Genomic DNA, 18368 nt, shown 5'->3' with positions numbered 1-18368 from the left:
TTTTGCTATTCAATAACTACCGCTGTACCTGCTGCAGTTACCATGAGCATATTTCCCCCTTGCCCTAGTACCTGATAATCGATATCCACTCCTACAACAGCATTTGCACCTAAATTAGAAGCACGCTGCCTTAATTCTTCTATTGCATTTTCTCTTGCTTCTATCAATTCTGTTTCATAGGACTTTGATCTTCCGCCAAAGAAATTTGTTAACCCTGCTGCAAAATCCTTTATAAAATCAACACCGGATATAACCTCGCCAGCTACAAGTCCTCTATACTCGATAATTTTTCTTCCTTCAATATTATTGGTAGTAGTAATAATCATTTTTACTCCTCCTTGATATATTTATAAAATTGTGAATATAAATATATATTTTACCATAACTATATTTTTATAAGCAAATATATTGGGATAAGTTTTAACATATCATGCTTAATAAGATACTAATAAGTTTTTTCATGATTTTTTATACCAACTTGCTAAATATAGTTAAAAAATTAGTGCAGGAGGGACTGCACTAATTTTTAGGGTTATAGGGCTTTATAATTTATTTCAAACTATATTCACCTTTTTATATAGCATTTTTCATGCCAATAGTTCAAACATTGATTTATCTTAATTACATATTGAATTTTTTCATAATGATATTTTTATAATTTCAATATGATAATAAATTGCCTGTTTTTTTTCATATTGAAACTTTTTCTCATTATAACTTATAATACATTAGAGTTTTGACATCCCTCCATACCTATATGATGTTATTTTTTTAATTTTCCACTATGATATAAAATAGAGGCAATAAAAGCACCTAAAACCTTAACAAGAAGATCTGTTGCAGTATCAATAAGACCACCTTTTACCATATTACTTTTAAATAAATAATCTCCTACAAATTCAAATAGTTCCCATAAAGTACCTAATGCAATCGAAAAACTAAATGCAAATATTGTGTTGAAGAAAATAAATCGTTCTTTACTACTCCCTTGTTTATGTCTATATATACCTTTAATTAAGTATAATGCAATTATAACCATATAAAAGCCTGACACAAAATGAAGAAGTAAATCCCACCACCAGAACTTAGTATATAGCCTTCCTATTTCTCCAAAATATTGTGCAGAGAAAATAAACGCCATTACTACTACCTGAAAACTCCTTGGAAGATCTATCTTTCTCTTCTTAGCCAAATACGTTATTGCAAAAGGAATCGAAATAGATATTATACTTAGAATAGATAAAAATAAGTTTTTCCATTCTTTCGTTACAGTGCTTGCAACAGCTGTTATTAATAAGATTACCTGAAAAGCTACAAACAATATGTTACTTATAACCTTTTTATTATTCATTAAAATCACTCTGCTTTACTATTTATAATTTAAGTTTTTTATTTTACAATACTTGTTAAAGTAAAGCCAATAACAAATCTATTTTTATCAATGTATACTTAAATTATACAATTAGCTTAAGCTCTTAACTATTTTGCAGTTTTAATATCATTTACAATTTTTCTTTCTGAAACTGTGTCATATCCAATAGCTTTCTTAGGACATGCTATTGCACATTGGGCACATTGAATACAATCCGGATGGCTTAGAACATCTCCTTTATATTCGTAAGGTGATATACCCATTGGACATTTCCTATGGCATATCTTACAAGATACGCAAGATGAAGCTACCTCTAATATCTTTTTATCTTTTCTTAAGCTTGATATCAAGGCTGATATACTCCCCATTGGACAGAAGTGACACCAGGTTCTGTGATTATAGAATAATGACAAAACTATACCTATTAAAGTAGTTATCATTATTATTCTATAGAATACCATACCTATTCCATAAAGGTTACCCCAATTTTGCTTAACACCTAACCCAAACATAGTAAACATAAATATTATAACAGCAATTCTAAAGAATTTAGATTTTAAAAATTCTGGAACCTTTCTCTTCTTGCTAAACCTTGATACTACATTGTCGTAAAAGTTTCCTCTTGGACATAAATTACCACACCAAAATCTTCCCTTGATGAAAGATACTAAAACTGGTGCAACCATACATATAATAGCAACTACTGCCAATCTCAAATCAAACATACCTGATATTGCAAAACCAATTAATAGTGTAAAGGAATACTTTTTCCATAACCTTAAAAACTTATCCATAATTCACTCTCCTAATAAAGTTCTACTTAGGTATACCCCTACAGGGTATATTATAAGTATTATTATATATCCTTTATTTTAAATGTCAAGTACTTCAAACTACAGTCTTGAATACAATATGACATTTTATAGAAATGATTAACTCTTTTTTAACCTTAAATTAAAATTTTATTAAAACTCTCCTCTATGAATCTAATGTTTTTTTCTATTCACTATGTTATAATATTTACATTGTATAACATTCATATATCTCAATATTATAATATATGGATATTGCCACATATTCTATTACTTATATAAAGAATTCTTCATTATTATTGAAAGAAGGTGTTGAACTTTTGAATAACGTATCGCTAATCTTAGCTTTTGCTGCAGGCCTAATTTCCTTTTTATCTCCTTGCGTTTTACCACTTGTGCCTGCTTATGTAAGCTACTTTACTGGGGTGTCTGTAAAAGAAAATACAAGTAGAGAAGCTAAACTAAATATTTTAAATAAATCTCTTGGATTTATTTTAGGATTTTCTATGATATTTATAATAATGGGAGCTTCAATTACCTCTTTAGGTCAGTTATTAATTAAAAATCAAAGTATATTTAGAAAAGCAGCTGGATTTTTAATATTTATATTTGGATTACATACTTCCGGAATTTTTAGAATTAAGCTTCTATCTCATGAAAAAAAATTTATTTCTTTTAAAAGCAACAAAGGAATCTTAGGATCATTTCTTATGGGTATGGCTTTTGCTGCCGGTTGGACTCCTTGCGTAGGGCCTATTTTATCTTCTATACTTTTATATGCTGGTAGTATGGATACTATAGGAAGAGGAATTCTTCTTCTGACTGTTTATTCATTGGGCCTTGCTGTACCCTTCCTTCTAACAGCCTTAGCTGTAGGAAATTTATCTAGTAAAATTAGTAGATTACCAAAATATCTAAAAATAATATCTATAGTTAGCGGTACGCTAATGATGATAATGGGAATTTTAATTTTTACTAATAAGATTGCTATTCTAAGTGGCTATCTTAATTTTATCAATTTCTAAAATTTAAATATTAAATAATTCTATTTGAAAACAGCTGTATTATGTTAATATTTACATAATAGCAGTCAATTATTAATATAGTCAAAGCTTATGACTGATTGATATTCTATGATATAGTCCTTGTAAAAAATCATAATAATATGGATTGGAGAACTGATGTGAAAAAGAAAATATTATTAGCAGTTTTATTACTTATACTTATTGGTGGAGCTTCTTATGACTACTTTATATATAGCAAAAAACCTACTCAGAATAACAGTGGTGTAAATATTAAAAATGTAAAGACAAAAGCTCCTGACTTTAAACTTAAAGATCTTGATGGTAAAGAAATTTCTTTAAGTGATTTTAAATGAAAAAAAGTCTATATAAATTTCTTTGCAACCTGGTGTCCGCCTTGTAAAGAAGAAATGCCTGATTTAGAAAAACTTTACCAAGAAACGAAAAACAGTGATTTAGTAATATTAGCAATTAGTGGTGGAGAGGATAAAGCTACAGTAGAAAATTTTGTTAAAGAAAATAATTATAACTTTAAGGTACTGCTAGACCCAGACGGTGTTGCTAACATAAGTTACAATATATCCTCAATTCCAACTTCTTACTTTATCGATGAAAATGGTAATATCGTAAATAAGCGTACAGGACTTATGACTTTAAATCAAATGAAGACTTATGTAGAAAATATTAAATAATTCGACGTTATATTTTAGCAAAAGAGTTCAGTATAAACTACTTGATATTTTATACTGAACTCTTTTATTCAATCAAAGCATATGACAGGCAACAATATGATTTGTTTTTATTTCTTTTAAGTTTGGTTTTTCCTTAAAGCACTTATCTGTACATTTTGTACATCTCCATTTAAAACCGCAACCAGACTCTGTAGAAGAAGTAGTTTCACTCTCCTCTGTAACTATACTTATCTCATGATCATTTCTACCTTTAATATAAAACACTGAAGACAATAATGTTTCTGTATATGGATGAGCTGCATCTGTAGTAAGTCTATCACTATCAATAATTTCAACAATTTGTCCAAGATACATTACTATGATTCTGTCACTAATGTTTCTAACCACAGCTAAATCATGCCCAATAAAAATATAAGACACTCCTTTTTCCTTCTGCAAATTCATAAGAAGGTCAATTACCTGCTGTTGCGTAGATACATCTAGAGCGGAAGTAATCTCATCACATATTATAATTTCAGGTTTTAGGGACAATGCTCTAGCTATTGCAACTCTCTGCTTTTGCCCTCCGCTTAACTGATGAGGATATCTTTCTAAAATGTTATCAGTGAGCCCAACCATTTGCAAAAGTTTTTTCACTTCATATTTAGCTTCTAATTTGTTCATAATCTTAAAATTTAATAGCGGCTCACTTACAAAGTCCTCAATCTTCATACGAGGGTTAAAGAATTCAGAAGTATCTTGAAATATCATCTGTAATTTTCTTCTATGTTGTCTAAGCTCTTCTCCTCTTAAATTGCTAATATCCCTATTATTATAGATAATACTTCCAGTATTTATAGTTTCCAAATGTGCAATTATCTTTGCTAAAGTACTTTTGCCACAGCCGCTTTCTCCAACTATACCTAAACATTCTCCTGAATATAATTCTATACTTACGTTGTCAACTGCAGTTAATTTTTTCCCATCTGGCAAACTAAACTGCTTCGTAACGTTTTTTGTCTTCAATATAGGCTGATTTTTTTCTAACAAGGTTACACTCCTCCAATTGAGGCACTGCTGATAACAGATTTTTAGTATGCTCACAACCTGGGCTGTCTATTATCTGTTCTCTAGTCCCCCACTCAACTAATTCTCCCTGATGCATTACCCCTATGGTATCGCAGATATATGACGCTAATGCAATGTTATGGGTTACTATTATTATGCTTGTGTTAAAGTTATTTCTTAATTCCATCATTTGTCTTACAATCTGTGCTTGTACAGTTGGATCAAGAGCACTAGTAGGCTCATCTGCTAAAAGAAGTTCTGGTTCCATAGTCATTGCCATTGCAATAGCTGCTCTTTGCTTCATACCTCCACTCAATTGAAATGGATAAGAGTTCATTATATTGTCTTCCTTCTTTAAGTACATTTTTTTAAGCATTTTAACTGCCTCATTATAGGCATCAGCTTTCGAAATAGAAAAATGACTCCTTATACTTTCAATAAATTGATCTCCAATCTTCCTAATAGGCGTTAGTGATCTTCCAGCATCCTGAAATACCATTCCTATCCTAGTTCCCCGAATTTCTCTCCATTCCTTCTTAGAACACTCTAATAGATTTTTCTCCTTAAAAATTATTTCTCCTGATGAAATAGAACTTCCTTTTGGAAGCAATCCTAATATGGATCGTATAAGGGTTGACTTTCCACTTCCACTTTCACCTACAATTCCTACTATTTCTTTATGACCAATTAACATATTTACATTTTTTACAACCGGAGCTTCCTTCCCATATTTTATAGACAAACTTTTAACTTTTAAAATTTCCCTATTCATTATTTTATACTCACCTTGTTATCTAAAATATAGTAATCAAGAGGATGCATTTGTAGTCCAGTAACTGAATTTTTACTAACTATATTAAGCATTGGTGAAACCAAGAATATATCTGCATTGTCCTCTAATAATTTCTGCTGTACTTTTGTGGCAATATCATATCTTGCCTCAGTATTTTGTTCAGTCCTTAATCTGTCAATAAGTTCATCCACCTCTTTGCTACTGTACCCACCATAATTTTCACTTCCTCCTGTTTTAAAATATGATTCTAGGAAAGACTGTGGATCTCCTGTTACTGCTGTATTTACACTTAATAAGCAAAGATCAAAGTTCTTACTCTTTAATACATTTGCGACAGATTCGTAAGATTGAAGCTTAGTTGCTATACCAATTTCCTTAAGTTGTGCTTGCATTGCTTCTGCAATCACAGGCAGTTCTGAACGAGTTGTATAAAAAGCTAAATTTAGCTCTAACTTCTTACCATTCTTCTCTAAAATACCATCTCCATCTGCATCTTGATACCCTGCACTACTTAAAATCTTAGATGCTTCTGCTTTATTATATTTATATCCTTTAAGCTTTATATTACCAAATGGCAGTACTCCTGGAAAAGGTCCAAGGGCCGATACCGCACTACCCTTTAACAAAGTATTAGCATAGGTTTCTCTGTCAACACCTAAAGCAATAGCTTTACGGACTGCTGTATCCTTTAAAAACTCATTATTTAAGTTTTCATAGGATAGTATTATCCTAAGGCTAGAAATTTTATCTATATTATATTTAGCTTTGTCCTTAAATAGTGAGATGCTATTACTGGGAATATTGGTTGCAGCATCAATTTCCCCTGACTGTAATGCCATAGCACGAGTGTTGTCATCTTTAATATATTTGAAAGTTGCTTCATCTAAAGGAGCCTTCTCTCCCCAGTAATCCTTATATTTTTCTACTACCACCTGTGAGTTTGCAACATAAGATTTAACCTTGAAAGGGCCAGTACACACAGGAGCTCTTTCAAAGCTATCTGCCGCCGCACTAGTATCTACTATTGTAGTAAGAGGATCTGCAATATTACCTAAAAATGCTTCATGTGGTGTTTTAGTAGTTATAGTAAGTTCTTGTCCACTTGCAACTATAGCCTTAACAAATAGTATCTCCTGTGTTCTCGGATTTAATTTTAATGCTCTTTCGAGAGATAATTTTACAGCCTCAGCAGTAACTGCTTTGCCATTATGGAACTTAACTTTCTCCCTAATATGAAACTTCCATGTCAAAGAATCTACTCTTTGCCAGGAGTCTGCTATAGCAGGCTCTATCTTCATATCCTTATTAAATTTAACTAAAGTTTCACCTACTCCAAACCTAGAAACAAACCAGCCATTAAATTCAAGGGCAGGATCTAGATTAGTGTGAAAATTATTTAATCCAAATATAATGTTTTTTTCCTTTTCATTATTGCTTTTATTTACAGCAGCGCTATTATTGCAAGCTGTAAGACTTGTACATAATAAAGCAGCTGCCAGTATTGATGCTAGCTTCTTCGTTAATTGAATTTTCATTTGTAAATCTCTCCTTTTTAATGGACTTTATTAAAATCTTTATAGTGTATTACCTACCATATTCTTTGTTTGGATCTAACATATCTCTTATACCATCCCCTAATAAATTGAATATCATAACCGTTACAAATATTGCTATACCTGGATATATCATTAGCCCTGGTACAGTTTGCATGTAGTTTCTTCCTTCATTGAGCATATATCCCCATTCTGGAGTAGGCGGCTGAGCACCAAGACCTAGGAATGAAAGAGATGATATTTCAAGCATCATAGTTCCAATATCCATGGTGGCCATTACAATAAGAGATGGTATTATATTTGGTAATATGTATTTTAAAATTATTTTATATTCCTTAGCGCCTCCCATTTTAGCTGCCTTAATATAATCTTTTTTTCTAACTGACATTACTAAGCTACGGGTTACTCTAGCATACTTTACCCAGTCTACTACGGCTAGAGCTATAACAGTGTTTATTGAGCTAGGCCCAAGTACCCCCGCAATGGCAATAGCAAAAATAATTCCTGGAAAAGCAAGAAAAACATCGGAAAACCTCATTACTATTGTGTCAGCTATTCCCCCCAAATAACCTGACACCATCCCCATTGCTGTTCCAACTATAAAGGCTATTATAACCAGAGAAAAGGTCATTTTTAAGGAATTCAGTGCTCCATATAGCAATCTTGAAAGTAAACATCTTCCAAGATTATCTGTACCTAGCAGAAATTCACCACTTGGTCCTTGAAGTGATTTTGTCATATTGGTTTTAAGAGGGTCATGTGGGGCTATGTGTGGCGCAAGTAGACTTATTAAAACTAATATCATTGCTAATGTACAAAAACATATAAATGACTTATTTTTTCTAAAAATTAAACTAGAACCTTTCATAATTAGCCCTCTTTTCTAAACGGATACGGGGATCTAAAAAATAATATGAAATGTCAACTAATATATTAATTACTGTATAAATAACTGTAATCCATAAAACATAACCTTGTATCAATGGGTAATCTCTATCAAATATAGCTTCTACAGCTAGCTTGCCTACACCTGGCCAAGAAAAAATTGTTTCAATAATTGCTGTTCCTCCCAGTAAAGACCCCAGAGATAACCCCAATAGAGTTACAATTGATAGCAATGAACTCTGTAAAACATGATTTGATAATATAACTCTACCTTTAATTCCTCTAGCTTTAGCACCAATCACATAATCTTGAGATATTTCTTCTAATATAGCTACTCTAATCTGTCTTATATATTTTGATGCCATGGCGATGGTTAAAGTAGCAACGGGCAATATAATACTTTCCCAGCCAGAATCGCCCATTACTGGCAGTATTTTAAACTTTAATGCAAATATATATATGAGCAATAGTCCAACCCAAAATCCTGGCATTGATATTCCAACAAAGGATATTATTCTAATTGTGTAATCTAATATTCTATTCTTGTTTAATGCAGATATAATGCCTAGCGGCAGTGCTATAACCATCATCATAATCATTGATAGTCCTGCAAGCTTTATCGTAGCAGGCAAACTCAATATTATTAAATCTAACACAGGTTTATTATATTTGTACGAAATTCCGAAATCACCTTTAAATACACCAAGTAACCAATGAAAATACTGAACTAAAAATGATCTATTTAATCCTAGTTCCTCCCTTACTTGTTCCACAAGTTTAGGAGAAGGAGTAACTCCTGTAGCATTAAGCATGAGAATTGCTGGATCACCTGGCGAAAAGTATATCAAGGCAAATGTTAAAAATGTAACTCCGAATAGAACAGGAACTAAATATACTAATCTTTTTACTATATACTTTTGCAACTTATCTTATCACCCTCTCCATATTGCCCTAGAGTTTGGCACTTGTTACAACTTATAAGCACATATACTAAACATAGGTGTTGTTTTATAGGCTATTTTCTCATCTTCTGTATATATATAGTCTGAAATGTCCTTTTCTACTATTACTTTTTCAAATCCGCACTTTCCTAACACTTCCTTATCCCACTCTGGACGGAACTTGTATGTAAGTGGAAGATCTTTTGCAATTTCTTCACATTCTTCTCTTTGTTTTTCGTTAGTTTTACAATCATATCCCATGTTCCTAGCTAGTTCCATATCCTTTTCATATTTCTCTTTTAGCTCTGAACTGGACAAGTAAAAATACCAATTAGCATCGAAGATAACTAATCTTCCTCCCTTGTTTAGAAGTTTAAACCAACTTTTATAAGTTTTTTCAGGCTCTTTTAGTGTCCAAGTTACATTTCTATTAATAATTAGGTCAAAGCTTTCTCCTAATAACTGTAAATCTTCTCCGTTAGTTCTTATAAAGTTTATCTTCACTTCTGCTAATGCCGCATTAGTTTTTGCTTCCTCAATCATACTTTTTGAAGAATCAATTGCAGTTACATTAAATCCCATCTGAGCCATAATGATTGCAAAAAAGCCCGGTCCAGTACCTATATCTAGCACCTTCACACTACTTTTATCTGAAACTTTATCCTTTATAATTTTACTCCAAGCCTCTTTTTTAAAACTGTTCATGTCTTCATTTATCATTTCGCTGTATGTATTTGCTCTATTATTCCAATACTTTTCAATACTTAACTCCATTTAAGTTCTCCCCCTCTATTATTTTTATATTAATCTTTAAAGATGCGTACTAATTCCTTATTATTTAAAATTTACTTTACTTAATTTTATACAGCAAAATTTGTGCCATACTAATTACAGAGATTCTACATGGTTTAAAGTAGTAAAAATTCTCAAAGTGGTACAGGATTAATATCGTTTTGAGAATTTTTACTACTTTTTTTCATTTTGAAACTATGATTTACCTTGTCATTCTCATGCCTCATATACGCTGCCACTTAATACCAAGTAGTTAAAACAGCTTTAGTATTTTCACAAATTCATCACATTTGTCTCATAATTACCTCATAATTTATAGTTATTATATAAACATCAAAACAAAAAAATTACTTGGAGGTATTAATTATGAAAAAGAAAAATTTTATACTAACCTTTGCCCTGGCATTAGCCTTAGGAGCCGGAGCTACAGTTTACGCTGACTCTACTAGTGTTTCACCTACAACTACTAATACTATTCCTCAAGGTTATGGCTTTGGAAGAATCACTGGTCAACGAGGTTATGAGTTTATGGCTGATTTGTTAAGGGATAAGTTTGGAATAAGCGACAGCGATATAGCTGCTGCTAAAAACTCTGGAAAAACTCTTTATGACCTGGCAAAGGAAAAGGGAGTAACTGACGAACAGTTTAAATCCGCTATGGTTGAAGAAAGAACTAAGACTATAGATGAAGCTATTCAAAATGGCTCTGTTACAAAAGAACAGGGAGATGCCCTTAAAGCAAGAATTGTAGATAACTCAGCAAACTGTACTCTTGGTCAAGGACCTGCTCAAGGAAAAGTAAATGGCTTTGGTAGAGGACGGGGCATGGGACAGAACTGTAGCAATTTTAACATTGCAAACACCTCTAATTAAGTAATAACAACTCACCCTCATCCATAAGTTGAATGTAAAACTAGTAATTACATTATTAACTATTATGTGGTAAAATACATCTATCATTAATATTACAATTAGTACTTACAGAAAGAGGGGATAGAATGAAAATTTCAATTATCTATCATTCCGTTGGGGGAAATACTAAAAAGGTTGCAGATATTATTGCTGAAGGAGTAAAAATAAAGGATGACATAGAAGTTAAGTCTATGAGCATAGATGAACTAGATGAAAAGTTTATTGAAGAATCAAAGGCTGTTATTTTTGGATGTCCTACCTACCATGCAACTTTCTCCTGGCAAATGAAAAAATGGTTTGATACTAATAAAATTAATTTTGAAGGTAAACTTGGTAGTGTTTTTGCAACAGAGAACTTCCTTGGTGGCGGTGCAGATGTTGCTGAATTATCTATGATAGGCCATATGCTTGTTATGGGAATGTTAATTTATTCTGCAGGTCATACAAAAAAAGGCCCTATTACTCACTATGGAGCAGTAACAATAAAAGATGGGGATGAGTGGCAACAAAATAGAGCTAGAATTTTAGGACAAAGAGTAGCTGAAAAATCTCTTGAGATTTTTGGAGCTTAAAACAATACTAACAAAAATATCTCTTATGAACTTGACAACATAACTATAGATTATAAAATGGTTATTTAAAGACCTAAAGGATCAATATTCCATTAGGTCTTTTTGCTTATTAGTCTTTCTTTCAAATTATACATACATATGCCTTAACCTTGAATATTAGTTAACATAAGTTTTGCTTATTAGTTCGCTAACAGATCTAATTGAACTTTGGTATAAATTGGTGTTATCATTAATATTGTTGTGTTTTAAGTTATCTGTATAATACTTTTAAGGGGTGTATTAGATTGAATAAAAAATTAACTGAACAAGAAATAAAAAATTTAAAAGGACAAGGCTATATACTACAAAATGACAGAGAACACTTTGTATGCAGAGTAATTACTGTAGATGGAAGTTTAACTCCGGAAGAAGGCAAAAAAATCTTCGATATCTCTGCTAAATATGGTAAAGGATATGCAAGTTTCACCACTAGGTTAACAGTTGAAATTCCAGGAATTAAATATGAAGATATCCCTAAGGTTAGAGCTGAACTAAAAGAAGTGGGACTTTATGCTGGTGGGACAGGCCGAAGAGTTAGACCAGTTGTATCCTGTAAAGGAACTGTATGCAATTTTGGCTTGTTAGACACCCAAGAATTAAATAGAAGAATACATGAAAGATTTTATTTAGGCTGGTATGATGTAACCTTACCTCATAAGTTTAAAATAGGTGTTGGTGGATGCCCAAATAACTGTATAAAACCTAACCTTAATGACATTGGAATAATGGGTCAGAGAAAACCAAAAATTGATAAGAAATCCTGTTCTAGCTGCCAAAAATGTGCAGTTGAAACTTCTTGTAGGATGAAGGCCGCCAAAGTTGTTGATGAAAAAATCACCATTGATTCTAATAAGTGTATTAACTGCGGTCTATGCATTAAAAAATGCCCCTTTGATGCAGTACAGCTAGAGCAAGAAGGAGTAAAAATATTTATAGGTGGTAAATGGGGAAAGGCCACAAGAGTAGGTTCTGATTTAGGTGAAATATTTACCCAGGAAGAAGCTATGGATGTTATTGAAAAGTCAATATTATACTATAAGGAAAATGGAGTTACTGGTGAGAGATTCGGTGAAATGATTGATAGAATTGGTTTTAAAGAAGTACAGCAATCACTTCTTAATGCTGAAATACTAAAGAGAAAAGAAGAGATAATCAATAGATCCTAACAGCTACTAATGTAAAAGAAGCGGCTTACAAGGCCGCTTTTTTTACATTGAATTTACTTATGTATTTATAAATTGCTTTAAAATATATAATTTATCAGTTCTCTTTACAAACTCATCACAATTTATTCATAGTTCTATTAAAATATTTTAGTATAATTATATTAGACTTATATTTAAAATATATTTATACTTATAAGATTAAGGTCATTTATAAAATATTTACAGTACAAAAACTTAAGTGAGGTTATTTTTATGAAAGGTAGAATATTGATAGTAGAAGATGAAAAGAAGTTGGCAGAAGTAATGTGCTTATATCTTAGAAAAGAAGGCTATGAAGCTACCCCTGTTTACGACGGAGAATCTGGTGAAAAATATATTGAGGAAGATACCTTTGACCTAATAATTTTAGATGTAATGATGCCTAAAAAAGATGGTTGGTCACTGCTTAGAAAAATAAAAGCTAAAGGCTCTACACCAGTTATCTTAACTACCGCTAGAGGTGAAGAGGAAGATAGAATTTTTGGTCTAGAATTAGGGGCTGATGACTACATGGTTAAACCAATTAGCATGAGAGAATTGGTTCTTAGAGTAAATCTAAGAATTATTAATAAGGAATCAAAAGCTGAACTTTTGTTATCTGACAGCATGTCAATTTCGGAAGATACTAGGACAGTTTTAGAAAATGATTTAAAAATTAATCTAACCCCTAAAGAATTTGATCTGCTGTTATTCCTTTGTAAAAATCCTGGTCAAGTCTTTAAGAGAGAGCAGCTTTTAGATAAGGTATGGGGATATGATTTTCTTGGAGATACTAGAACTATAGACACTCATGTTAAGAACTTAAGAGAAAAACTAAACTTTTGTGAGAAAAATTTAAAAACCATATGGGGTGTTGGATATAAAATAGAATTATAGGGAGATTATATATGGGAAAAATAACGAAAAAACTAATAAAACATTTTATATCCATTATTACTGTTGTTGTACTTATTTGCTTTTTTGTTAGCAGTATATTCCTATCTAAGTTTTATATGGATATGCAGTATAGAGAACTTAGGTATTCTGCAGAAAAAATATATGATATTCTTAAATCAAAGGAAGACACATTAGGACCGTCTTTAATGACACAAAATTTCAGTGCCTTTCTCATAAAGGAAAATTCCATAACTACCTTAAGCCATAGTAGAATGGGAATGATGCCCCTTTTTAGTAATATAGACTTGAAAAACTTAAAAGAAAAAGGCTCTTTTAAAAGTCCTATGAATACAGAATTTCTATATTATAAATACCACAGCGATTTAGGAGATATAATTATAATTCAAAACAGAGAATTTTCATCCAGTTATCTTAATATAGCTTATTTCATTCTGATGCTTGTATTTTTATTTGCTTTAGTGCTATCAGTGCCTATTATTGCAGCCTTTGGTAAGAGATTTACTAAACCTATTTTAGAATTGCAGAGAGCTTCCTATGACATATCTCAAGGGAACTTTAATATAAACATAGATATAAATACAAAGGACGAAATAGAAGATTTATCAAAAAGCCTTCTAGCTATGTCTGAGAGCTTAGGAAAAAGGAATGTCCTTCAAAGAAATTTTATTGCTAACGTATCCCATGACTTTAAGACACCTCTAAGTATAATAAGAAACTATAGTGAAGCAATTTATGATGACATTCTAGATGAACCAGAGAGAAAAGAATATTCAAAATCAATAATCTCAGAGGTAGATAGATTGAACTCCTTAGTTATGGACTTACTTGAACTTTCGAAATTACAAGGTGGAGTTTACCCTATTAATAAGGAGTACTTTAATCTAAAAGAATTTTTAACCAGTTTTCATAATACCTTTAAGTCTATTGCTGCCAGCAAAAACATAGAATTGACCTTTTCCTCACCAAATGTTCAGATAAATGCAGATCCCAAACATATATATAGGGTTTTATATAATTTTATAGATAATGCTTTAAAATTTAGTTTTAATGATAGTAAAGTTGAGATTTCAGCTATCCTACTGGATGGTAACCTAAAAATTTCTGTTAAAGACCACGGTACAGGTATTGATGCTTCCATGCTAGATGATATTTGGAATAGGTACTACAAGCATTCTAGAAAGGGCGGCATGGGCCTTGGACTTGCCATTTGTAGTGAACTTCTAAAGCTTCATGGCTTTGTTTATGGCGTTAAAAGCCAGCCTAATGAAGAAACAGAGTTTTACTTTTTTATACCTAAGGATAGTATAATCTTTAAATAAAAAATAGCGGATTAAGCTCCGCTTTTTTTACATGTTATCTTGAAGACTAAGAACTTTTCCTACCTTGGCTAAATCTATTGACCTTCCTTGTTTTTTAATTAAGGTCACATCATAATATTCCTCCAGAAACTTAATATGTTGTGATACCGACGGTGTGTTAGATTTAGTTTTTTCCTAAATACATACACAGTTTCTTCCTTAGTCCAAAATGAGAGATAAGTGCTATCGTATCAAATAGTATACCAGTTACACAAACTCCAATCCATCCAAAATGTGACCAACTGTATGCTCCAACAATAGATCCAGTAGAGCCTCCTATAAAATAAGAAACCATGAAGACTGTGTTAATCCTATTGCGGGCCTCTGGATTTAATGCAAAGATTCTTGCTTGATTTGATACCTGTCCAGCCTGTGTGCCGAGATCAAGCAAAATGACTCCAATAATCAATCCCCATAATTTGAAACCTAAAAGTAGAAAACAAACATAGGATATTATACAAATAACAATAGCCATACCAAGAGTAAATCTCGGACTCTTTTTATCTGCAACCCTTCCTACTAAAGATGCAGCTAAGGCACCGGTTACCCCAACTAATCCAAACAGCCCCGCTGTTTGAGCACCTAAATTATACACAGAGCTTTCCAGTAAAAAAACAAGCGTTGTCCAAAATACACTAAAGGCAGCAAATAACATTGCTCCTGAAATTGAAGCTTCTCTTAAAATCGGTTCAGTTTTTAAGAGTCCCCATAAAGAACCTAATAATTTTTTATACGCTACCTTTGAGCTTGGCAGACTTACTGGAAGCAATGCCTTTAAAGCTGCTGCCAAAATCATCATCATGATTGCAGCAATAATATACACTGTTCTCCAACCAAAAGCAGTGCCTATAATTCCACTGAAGGTACGAGATAATAATATTCCTATAAGCAGTCCACTCATAACATTTCCAATTATCTTTCCTCTCTCACTAGGCAGAGCAAGTTGTGCTGCAAAAGGAACAATAAGCTGAGGGATAATAGATGTAAAGCCTACAGCAAAAGCAGCAAAGAATAATATACCTATGTTAAATGAAGCAGACATCATTATAAGTGCAGCCGCAGCTACAAATAACATAAGTACAATTAAGGATCGCCGTTCTCTTATATCTCCTAAGGGCAGTAAGAACAACATTCCCATTGCATAACCTATTTGAGTAAGCATTGCTACTACTCCTATATCTGCCTGTGACACGTCAAAGGTTCTAGCAATTTCTGAAAGAAGCGGCTGAGCATAATATATATTAGCTACAGTAATTCCGCATGCAACAGCCATTAATAATACTAAAGAAGGGGTAATTATAAATTCCTTACGTATAACATTACTCTTTGAATTCAATCTTTATTCTCCTCTCATCAAATGCCACCTACATAACCAAGGGCGAAAATGTATCTTGACCTTTGTTATATAGATGGCACCTACTCTTTTCCCACATCTTATTCTAAAATTACATACCTTTTTAGTCAACAATAGACTGAAAACTTACTGCAAATATATTTATACCTTATAGGTTTAACTACTTCTTTTCCTCTCCACAATATATTTTTCCGCTGCTAAAGCTGCAATAGTTCCATCAGAAACAGCAGTTGTTATCTGTCTAAACACTTTCTCTCTAACATCGCCAGCTGCATATACTCCTTTTATGTTAGTTTGCATATTTTCGTCAGCAATAATGTATCCTCCTGTTGTAAGCTTTAAATACTCTTTAAACAACTCTGTTTTCGGCTCAGTACCTATATATCCAAAAACCGCACTTACAGCTATCTCTTTTTCTTCTCCAGTTTGTGTGTTTTTTACAAAGGCCTTTTCTACAAATTGCTCACCATCAACATTAACTAAATCCCAATTATACATAACCTCAACTTTAGGGTGATTTAAAACTTCATCAATGGTTGATTTTTCCCCCTTAAAAAAGTCTTTTCTTCTTATCATTATGACCTTTGAGGCAAACTTTGTAAGGAATAAAGCTTCTTCTAGAGCTGAATTCCCACCACCAACAACAGCAACTACACTTCCTTCATATATTGCACCATCACAGACAGCACAATAGTGAACACCTTTACTTGAGAACTTTTCCTCGTTAGGAATAGGGAGCTTCTTTGGCGTAGCACCGGTAGAAATAATTAATGCCTTTGGTTTATATGTATATTTTTTTGTTTCTACTACTTTTTCGTCATCACTTAAGGTAACATTAGTAATTTGACTAAATTTTTCCATAATAGCCCCTAATTCCTTAGCCTGTTCTGCCATTAAGTCTGATAATTCATCGCCTTTCACAGTCTTAAATCCAGGATAATTTTCTATGGTAAAGCTAGTTCTAACCTGACCTCCTAACATCTGACTTTCAAGTAAAACCATATTCATTTTTGCTCTTGCGGCGTATATTGCAGCAGTAAGACCAGCTGGTCCTCCTCCTATTATCATTAAGTCTAATTCCTTTATTTCTTTGGTCATTTTCTCTTCTCCTTATTTTTCAATTATACTTTCTAACTAAATTCTTTATGAACATAATATTAGATTTTTTAACTTTGATTTTTGCTAAAATAAGGACTGAGACTAGCTTTATATAAAATTCAATCTAGTACCAGTCCTAACATTTATCAACTTATAAACCTAGTAGATCCTCCAGTTTATTTTGATCAAAACCAATAACAATATCCCCATTGATGTCTATCACAGGTACTCCCCTCTGGCCAGACTTATTAATCATCTCCATAGCCGCCTCTGGATCCTCACTAACATTCTTTTCTTCAAAGGAAACGTCATTGGACTTTAGGTAATCCTTTACCACTGTACACCATGGTCAAGTTTTTGTTGTATAAACTATAACATTCATTTTATTCTCCTCCTATATATCGGAATTATTTATAGTTATAATTTGCTAAAGCCACATTTTTATACTCTTATTATCTATTTACTTAAATAGGCAGTGATTTCTTTTATTCACTAAGTTTTCGGGTAACTTAGAACCTATAATATATGCTTATAATTCAATAATAACCTCTATAATGATATGAATTTATAAAAAAATCTCTATAAAGATATGAATATATTAAACTCTCTGCTAATATATATAAATATAACGTCATTTGCTTATAAAACACACCACTTACCAAGAAAAAGGTGATATGTTTTGTTCTAAAACATACCACCTTTTGTATTAATAAAAAGCTTATTCAACGCTTACTACTTCATATCCAGCATCTTCGATTGCAGCTTTTATAGTTTCATCACTAAGCTCTCCACTAGCTTCAACTACTGCAGTCTTTGATTCTAAATCAACTGTCACACTAGTTACCCCATTAAGCTCTTCTAAAGCATTTTTAACATGATTAACACAATGTCCACAACTCATTCCTTCAACTATTATCTTCTTTTTCATTTTAATTTCCCCTTTCTTGATGAAATTTTATATAATTTATATAGATAAACAACTATAAATCTTAGTTTTTAACAGAGATTTATGAAGTTTTTCATA

General features: G+C 32.1%; 21 protein-coding genes. 8 read left to right on the top strand and 13 right to left on the bottom strand.

Translation table 11 applies throughout. From position 1 onward, the window contains the following. Nucleotides 1-5: 5 nt before the first annotated feature. From P8V03_RS17295 to P8V03_RS17285, 3 genes are all read right to left on the bottom strand, one after another. Nucleotides 6-326: a heavy metal-binding domain-containing protein gene (locus P8V03_RS17295; RefSeq protein WP_261673349.1), complete on the bottom strand. Its 321-nt coding sequence runs from the start codon at nucleotides 324-326 to the stop codon at nucleotides 6-8. Nucleotides 327-763: 437 nt separating this feature from the next. Then, entirely contained in the window at nucleotides 764-1351 is a 588-nt protein-coding gene (locus P8V03_RS17290; RefSeq protein WP_318799123.1) for a DUF2238 domain-containing protein, read from the bottom strand. Between the two features lie 128 nt (nucleotides 1352-1479). Beyond that, nucleotides 1480-2166, bottom strand: coding sequence for a 4Fe-4S binding protein (locus P8V03_RS17285; protein WP_318799122.1), 687 nt, complete (start codon nucleotides 2164-2166; stop codon nucleotides 1480-1482). Nucleotides 2167-2504: 338 nt separating this feature from the next. Here P8V03_RS17285 and P8V03_RS17280 point away from each other — a divergent pair, with 338 nt between their 5' ends. From P8V03_RS17280 to P8V03_RS17270, 3 genes are all read left to right on the top strand, one after another. Next, nucleotides 2505-3209 carry a cytochrome c biogenesis CcdA family protein gene (locus P8V03_RS17280; protein WP_318799121.1) on the top strand — a complete coding sequence of 235 codons (705 nt, stop codon included), beginning with the start codon at nucleotides 2505-2507 and terminating at the stop codon, nucleotides 3207-3209. Between the two features lie 158 nt (nucleotides 3210-3367). After that, nucleotides 3368-3562, top strand: a complete 195-nt coding sequence (locus P8V03_RS17275; RefSeq protein ID WP_318799120.1) for a hypothetical protein — start codon at nucleotides 3368-3370, stop codon at nucleotides 3560-3562. 12 nt (nucleotides 3563-3574) lie between these two features. Beyond that, nucleotides 3575-3898, top strand: coding sequence for a TlpA disulfide reductase family protein (locus P8V03_RS17270; RefSeq protein ID WP_318799126.1), 324 nt, complete (start codon nucleotides 3575-3577; stop codon nucleotides 3896-3898). A gap of 72 nt (nucleotides 3899-3970) precedes the next feature. Here P8V03_RS17270 and P8V03_RS17265 read toward each other — a convergent pair whose 3' ends face one another. Genes P8V03_RS17265 through P8V03_RS17240 form a run of 6 tightly spaced genes read right to left on the bottom strand, consistent with a single transcriptional unit; the run spans nucleotide 3971 to nucleotide 9891 of the window. Beyond that, entirely contained in the window at nucleotides 3971-4927 is a 957-nt protein-coding gene (locus P8V03_RS17265) for an ABC transporter ATP-binding protein (protein WP_318799119.1), read from the bottom strand. Beyond that, nucleotides 4872-5717, bottom strand: a complete 846-nt coding sequence (locus P8V03_RS17260) for an ABC transporter ATP-binding protein (RefSeq protein ID WP_346432515.1) — start codon at nucleotides 5715-5717, stop codon at nucleotides 4872-4874. Before P8V03_RS17260 ends, P8V03_RS17265 begins: the two co-directional genes overlap by 56 nt. Next, nucleotides 5717-7273 (bottom strand): ABC transporter substrate-binding protein, encoded by a 1557-nt coding sequence (locus tag P8V03_RS17255; protein ID WP_318799118.1) that lies wholly within the window; start codon nucleotides 7271-7273, stop codon nucleotides 5717-5719. The genes P8V03_RS17260 and P8V03_RS17255 overlap by 1 nt, the downstream gene beginning before the upstream one ends. Before the next feature lie 49 nt (nucleotides 7274-7322). Further along, nucleotides 7323-8159, bottom strand: coding sequence for a nickel transporter permease (nikC, locus tag P8V03_RS17250; RefSeq protein ID WP_318799117.1), 837 nt, complete (start codon nucleotides 8157-8159; stop codon nucleotides 7323-7325). After that, complete coding sequence (gene nikB, locus P8V03_RS17245) at nucleotides 8146-9099, bottom strand: nickel ABC transporter permease (protein WP_318799116.1); 954 nt, start codon at nucleotides 9097-9099, stop codon at nucleotides 8146-8148. The genes nikC and nikB overlap by 14 nt, the downstream gene beginning before the upstream one ends. Before the next feature lie 45 nt (nucleotides 9100-9144). Further along, nucleotides 9145-9891 (bottom strand): class I SAM-dependent methyltransferase, encoded by a 747-nt coding sequence (locus P8V03_RS17240; RefSeq protein ID WP_318799115.1) that lies wholly within the window; start codon nucleotides 9889-9891, stop codon nucleotides 9145-9147. A 384-nt stretch (nucleotides 9892-10275) separates the two neighbouring features. Between P8V03_RS17240 and P8V03_RS17235 the strand changes: the two genes are divergently transcribed. The 5 genes from P8V03_RS17235 (at nucleotide 10276) to P8V03_RS17215 (ending at nucleotide 14853) form a co-directional block, all read left to right on the top strand. Beyond that, nucleotides 10276-10782: a hypothetical protein gene (locus P8V03_RS17235; protein ID WP_318799114.1), complete on the top strand. Its 507-nt coding sequence runs from the start codon at nucleotides 10276-10278 to the stop codon at nucleotides 10780-10782. A gap of 125 nt (nucleotides 10783-10907) precedes the next feature. Beyond that, on the top strand, nucleotides 10908-11393 hold the full coding sequence (locus P8V03_RS17230; RefSeq protein WP_318799113.1) for a flavodoxin family protein: 486 nt from the start codon (nucleotides 10908-10910) through the stop codon (nucleotides 11391-11393). A gap of 284 nt (nucleotides 11394-11677) precedes the next feature. Next, the gene (locus P8V03_RS17225) at nucleotides 11678-12598 is read left to right on the top strand and encodes a 4Fe-4S binding protein (protein ID WP_318799112.1); all 921 of its coding nucleotides are present in this window, start codon (nucleotides 11678-11680) and stop codon (nucleotides 12596-12598) included. 252 nt (nucleotides 12599-12850) lie between these two features. Further along, complete coding sequence (locus tag P8V03_RS17220; protein ID WP_318799111.1) at nucleotides 12851-13513, top strand: response regulator transcription factor; 663 nt, start codon at nucleotides 12851-12853, stop codon at nucleotides 13511-13513. An 11-nt stretch (nucleotides 13514-13524) separates the two neighbouring features. After that, nucleotides 13525-14853, top strand: a complete 1329-nt coding sequence (locus P8V03_RS17215) for a sensor histidine kinase (protein WP_318799110.1) — start codon at nucleotides 13525-13527, stop codon at nucleotides 14851-14853. 163 nt (nucleotides 14854-15016) lie between these two features. On the opposite strand, the gene P8V03_RS17210 is transcribed toward P8V03_RS17215, so the two are convergent. The 4 genes from P8V03_RS17210 to P8V03_RS17195 all read right to left on the bottom strand — a co-directional run bounded on the left by P8V03_RS17210 (nucleotide 15017) and on the right by P8V03_RS17195 (nucleotide 18272). Further along, on the bottom strand, nucleotides 15017-16165 hold the full coding sequence (locus tag P8V03_RS17210) for an MFS transporter (protein ID WP_318799124.1): 1149 nt from the start codon (nucleotides 16163-16165) through the stop codon (nucleotides 15017-15019). A 237-nt stretch (nucleotides 16166-16402) separates the two neighbouring features. Continuing rightward, nucleotides 16403-17344: a thioredoxin-disulfide reductase gene (gene trxB / locus P8V03_RS17205; RefSeq protein ID WP_318799109.1), complete on the bottom strand. Its 942-nt coding sequence runs from the start codon at nucleotides 17342-17344 to the stop codon at nucleotides 16403-16405. Between the two features lie 151 nt (nucleotides 17345-17495). Next, entirely contained in the window at nucleotides 17496-17726 is a 231-nt protein-coding gene (locus P8V03_RS17200) for a glutaredoxin family protein (protein WP_261673366.1), read from the bottom strand. Between the two features lie 336 nt (nucleotides 17727-18062). Then, nucleotides 18063-18272, bottom strand: a complete 210-nt coding sequence (locus tag P8V03_RS17195; protein WP_261673367.1) for a heavy-metal-associated domain-containing protein — start codon at nucleotides 18270-18272, stop codon at nucleotides 18063-18065. Between the last annotated feature and the right edge of the window lie 96 nt (nucleotides 18273-18368).

Source organism: Clostridium tanneri, from assembly GCF_033659955.1.
GTDB classification, from domain to species: Bacteria; Bacillota; Clostridia; order Clostridiales; family Clostridiaceae; genus Clostridium_AM; species Clostridium_AM tanneri.
The sequence above is the reverse complement of the archived record's forward strand: the minus strand, read 5'-3'. Positions and strand labels throughout refer to the sequence as shown.

What these genes read in the sequence shown, in the direction of transcription:
- P8V03_RS17295 (WP_261673349.1), bottom strand. Translation starts at nt 326, where the DNA reads ATGATTATTACTACTACCAATAATATTGAAGGAAGAAAAATTATCGAG.
- P8V03_RS17290 (WP_318799123.1), bottom strand. Translation starts at nt 1,351, where the DNA reads ATGAATAATAAAAAGGTTATAAGTAACATATTGTTTGTAGCTTTTCAG.
- P8V03_RS17285 (WP_318799122.1), bottom strand. Translation starts at nt 2,166, where the DNA reads ATGGATAAGTTTTTAAGGTTATGGAAAAAGTATTCCTTTACACTATTA.
- P8V03_RS17260 (WP_346432515.1), bottom strand. Translation starts at nt 5,717, where the DNA reads ATGAATAGGGAAATTTTAAAAGTTAAAAGTTTGTCTATAAAATATGGG.
- P8V03_RS17255 (WP_318799118.1), bottom strand. Translation starts at nt 7,273, where the DNA reads ATGAAAATTCAATTAACGAAGAAGCTAGCATCAATACTGGCAGCTGCT.
- nikC (WP_318799117.1), bottom strand. Translation starts at nt 8,159, where the DNA reads ATGAAAGGTTCTAGTTTAATTTTTAGAAAAAATAAGTCATTTATATGT.
- P8V03_RS17240 (WP_318799115.1), bottom strand. Translation starts at nt 9,891, where the DNA reads ATGGAGTTAAGTATTGAAAAGTATTGGAATAATAGAGCAAATACATAC.
- P8V03_RS17235 (WP_318799114.1), top strand. Translation starts at nt 10,276, where the DNA reads ATGAAAAAGAAAAATTTTATACTAACCTTTGCCCTGGCATTAGCCTTA.
- P8V03_RS17230 (WP_318799113.1), top strand. Translation starts at nt 10,908, where the DNA reads ATGAAAATTTCAATTATCTATCATTCCGTTGGGGGAAATACTAAAAAG.
- P8V03_RS17220 (WP_318799111.1), top strand. Translation starts at nt 12,851, where the DNA reads ATGAAAGGTAGAATATTGATAGTAGAAGATGAAAAGAAGTTGGCAGAA.
- P8V03_RS17215 (WP_318799110.1), top strand. Translation starts at nt 13,525, where the DNA reads ATGGGAAAAATAACGAAAAAACTAATAAAACATTTTATATCCATTATT.
- P8V03_RS17210 (WP_318799124.1), bottom strand. Translation starts at nt 16,165, where the DNA reads ATGGCTGTTGCATGCGGAATTACTGTAGCTAATATATATTATGCTCAG.
- trxB (WP_318799109.1), bottom strand. Translation starts at nt 17,344, where the DNA reads ATGACCAAAGAAATAAAGGAATTAGACTTAATGATAATAGGAGGAGGA.
- P8V03_RS17195 (WP_261673367.1), bottom strand. Translation starts at nt 18,272, where the DNA reads ATGAAAAAGAAGATAATAGTTGAAGGAATGAGTTGTGGACATTGTGTT.